Raw genomic sequence first — 3,690 nt, forward strand, 5'->3', positions numbered from 1 at the left:
GATGCCGAACTTCATCTTGCGCGGCGCGAGGTTGGCGACCATCACCGTGTGCTTGCCCACCAGGTCTTCGGGCGTGTAGGCGCTGGCAATGCCGCTGAACACATTGCGCGTACGGCCTTCGCCGACGTCCAGCGTCAGGCGCAGCAGCTTGGTCGAGCCCTCGACTGGCTCGCAGTTGACGATCAGCGCGATGCGCAGGTCGATCTTGCTGAAGTCGTCAATGGTGATCGTGGGCGCCAGCGCCTCGCCGCCCGGTGCTGCTGCGGTTTCGGTAGCTGCTGGGGCAGTGTCAGCTTGCGCTGGAGGCTCAAAAAGGGCTTCGAGCTGCTCGGGCGCCACGCGCTGCATCAGGTGCTGGTAGGGCGCAATCGCCTGCACGTCGCCGGCCACACTCCAGCGCCGCATGTCCATGCCGACAAAGCCCTGCACGGCGCTGGCCAGGCCGGGCAGCACGGGCGCGAGGTAGCGCGTGAGCGTGGCAAAGCAGTTGATCAGCACCGAGCACACCTGATGCAGCGCCGTGTTGTTGTCGGGGTTCTTGGCCAGGTCCCAGGGCTTGTTCTGGTCCACATAGGCGTTGACCTTGTCGGCCAGCAGCATGATCTCGCGCGTCGCCTTGCTGTACTCGCGCGCGTCGTACAGATGGGCGATGGCGTCGCCCGCGCCGCGAACGTCGGCCAGCAGGGCCGCGCCCGGGGCGCCGAAATCGTGGGTGAGCTTGCCGTCGAAGCGCTTGGTCAGAAAGCCCGCCGCGCGGCTGGCAATGTTCACGTACTTGCCGATCAGGTCGCTGTTCACGCGCAGCATGAAGTCTTCGGCGTTGAAGTCGATGTCTTCGTTGCGCGCCGACAGCTTGGCCGCCAGGTAGTAGCGCAGCCACTCGGCGTTCATGCCCAGGCGCAGGTACTTGAGCGGGTCCAGGCCCGTGCCGCGGCTCTTGCTCATCTTCTCGCCGTTGTTCACGGTGAGGAAGCCGTGCACGAACACGTTGTCGGGCGTCTTGCGGCCGGAAAAATGCAGCATCGCGGGCCAGAACAGCGTGTGGAAGGTGACGATGTCCTTGCCGATGAAGTGGTACTGCTCCAGGGCGGGGTCGGCCATGTAGGCGTTGTAGCTCTCGCCGCGCTTGTCGAGCAGGTTTTTGAGCGAGGCCAGGTAGCCCACGGGCGCATCGAGCCAGACGTAGAAGTACTTGCCCGGCGCATCGGGGATCTCGATGCCGAAGTAGGGCGCATCGCGCGAGATGTCCCAGTCGCCCAGACCTTCGCTTTGCGTGCCGTCGGGGTTGGTGCGCACGCTGAACCATTCCTTGATCTTGTTGGCGACCTCGGGCTGGAGCTTGCCGTCCTGCGTCCACCGCTGCAGGAATTCCACGCAGCGCGGGTCGGACAGCTTGAAGAAGAAATGCTCGGAATGCTTGAGCTCGGGCCGGGCGCCCGACAGGGCCGAGAACGGGTTGATCAGGTCGGTGGGCGCATAGACCGAGCCGCAGACCTCGCAGTTGTCGCCGTACTGGTCCAGCGCGTGGCACTTCGGGCACTCGCCCTTGATGTAGCGGTCGGGCAGGAACATGTTCTTCTCGGGGTCGAAGAACTGCTCGATGGTCTTGGTTTCGATCAGCGAGCCGTCGGCGCGGTCGCGCAGGTCGCGGTAGATCTGGCGCGCCAGCTCGTGGTTTTCGGGGCCATCGGTGCTGTGCCAGTTGTCGAAGCTGATGTGAAAGCCGTCCAGGTACTGCTGGCGCCCGGCGGCAATGCCGGCCACGAACTGCTGGGGCGTCTGGCCCGCCTTCTCGGCGGCGATCATGATGGGCGCGCCGTGGGTGTCGTCGGCGCCGACGAAGTTCACCGCATGGCCCTGCATGCGCTGGAAGCGCACCCAGATGTCGGCCTGGATGTATTCCATGATGTGGCCGATGTGGAAATTGCCGTTGGCGTAGGGCAGGGCGGTGGTGACGAAGAGTTTGCGTTCTGACATGAAGGTGCGGCTTTCGTGGCGTGGGGCGCCGTCGGGCGGAACCGGCAATTTTAGGCGCTGCCGTTGCGCGGGCCCTGCGCAACCAGCGGCAGCGCAGGGCGGTGCGCCGCAGGATGGGATGGTTGGAGGTCAGGACCGCGCCGCGCGCAGAAGCTGCGCCAGCGCCGGGCCTTGCAGCACCAGCAGGCCGTGGTCGCGTGCGAAGAGGCGCGCGGTGTCGCTGAGCTCGCCCTGCACGGCCAGGTACGCGCCCGAGGCTGCGCCCTGTGCCTGCACCGCGGCCAGCAGCTGGCGCAGCGGCTCGACGCCGTGGGTCGCGGCCTTCCAGCGCCGCGCGCACACCAGCGTCACGCGGCCGTCCTGGGTCAGGCGAAAGTCGGCGCTCGGGCCGTCGAGCCGCTCGACCGTGGCGCCGCCGGCCTGCCAGGCCGCCGTGAGCGCATGCGCAAAGTCGCGCCAGGGCATGGCCAGGGCGGCGTCCAGCGTTTCGCTGACCTGCGCCGCGCTGGGCGCGCGCAGCTGCCGCCAGGCCGCGACGAAGCCCACCGCGAGGATGGGCAGGCCGCCGATGGCGCCAAACAGCGCGTACTGCGCCGGTAGCAGCGCCGCCGCGACCAGCGCAATGGCGCCGGCCACGACAAAGCTGATCCACCACGGCGAGCGCAGCAAGATCGCAAACAGCGAATTGGGGGCCATCTTGAATTTCACGCAAGTCCTTTGCAAAAGTGGGGCCGGGGCAGTCGCGCGCCCGGCGCAGCGCAGCATTGTCGCGGCAGTCGTGGGGTCGGTGGCTTCCGAATAGACTAGGGCGAACCTAGGAGACTTTGAAATGGCTGTTTCAGAACAGGACCTGTTGCAGGCGCTCGGCGCTGTGAAGGACCCGCACACCGGCAAGGATTTTGTCTCGTCGCGCGCGCTGCGCAACCTGCAGATCAATGGGGGCGACGTCGCCTTTGACGTCGAGCTGGGCTACCCGGCCAAGAGCCTTGTCCCCGAACTGCGCCGCAGCCTGGTGGCCGCTGCCAAGGGCGTGGCCGGCGTGGACAACGTCTCGGTCCACATCGGCTTCAAGGTGGTCGCGCATGCAGTGCAGCGCGGCGTGCAGCTGCTGCCCAAGGTCAAGAACATCATTGGCGTGGCCTCGGGCAAGGGCGGCGTGGGCAAGAGCACCACCGCCGTGAACCTGGCGCTGGCGTTGGCCGCCGAGGGCGCCAGCGTCGGCGTGCTCGACGCCGATATTTACGGCCCCAGCCTGCCGATGATGATGGGCGCCGAGGGCCGGCCGACGAGCGCCGATGGCCAGTCCATGGACCCGCTGGAAAACCACGGCGTGCAGCTGATGTCGATCGGTTTTCTGGTCGACGCGGACCAGGCCATGATCTGGCGCGGCCCCATGGCCACGCAGGCGCTCGAGCAATTGCTGCGCCAGACCAATTGGCGCGAGCTCGATTACCTGATCGTCGACATGCCGCCCGGCACCGGCGACATCCAGCTCACGCTCTCCCAGCGCGTGCCTATGACCGGTGCGGTCATCGTGACCACGCCGCAGGACATCGCGCTGCTCGACGCCAAGAAGGGCATCCAGATGTTCGAGAAGGTGGGCGTTCCCATCCTCGGCATCGTCGAGAACATGGCCGTGCACGTGTGCACCCAGTGTGGCCATGTCGAGCACATCTTCGGGGCCGATGGCGGCAAGAAAATGGCCGCTGAATA

3 protein-coding genes are annotated in these 3,690 nt (G+C 66.7%); 1 reads left to right on the forward strand and 2 read right to left on the reverse strand.

The genetic code is table 11. The annotated features are described in order from the left end of the window. On the reverse strand, nt 1-1,977 hold a 1,977-nt coding region (gene metG / locus B2J89_RS09675), incomplete at its 3' end, for a methionine--tRNA ligase (RefSeq protein ID WP_169168875.1). Nucleotides 1,978-2,106: 129 nt separating this feature from the next. Next, nucleotides 2,107-2,673: a restriction endonuclease gene (locus B2J89_RS09680; protein WP_169168909.1), complete on the reverse strand. Its 567-nt coding sequence runs from the start codon at nt 2,671-2,673 to the stop codon at nt 2,107-2,109. 133 nt (nt 2,674-2,806) lie between these two features. Between B2J89_RS09680 and apbC the strand changes: the two genes are divergently transcribed. Then, a partial coding sequence (gene apbC, locus B2J89_RS09685) for an iron-sulfur cluster carrier protein ApbC (protein WP_371809056.1) occupies nt 2,807-3,690 on the forward strand: 884 nt, incomplete at its 3' end.

The sequence above is a fragment of the Acidovorax sp. SRB_24 genome, assembly GCF_012931925.1.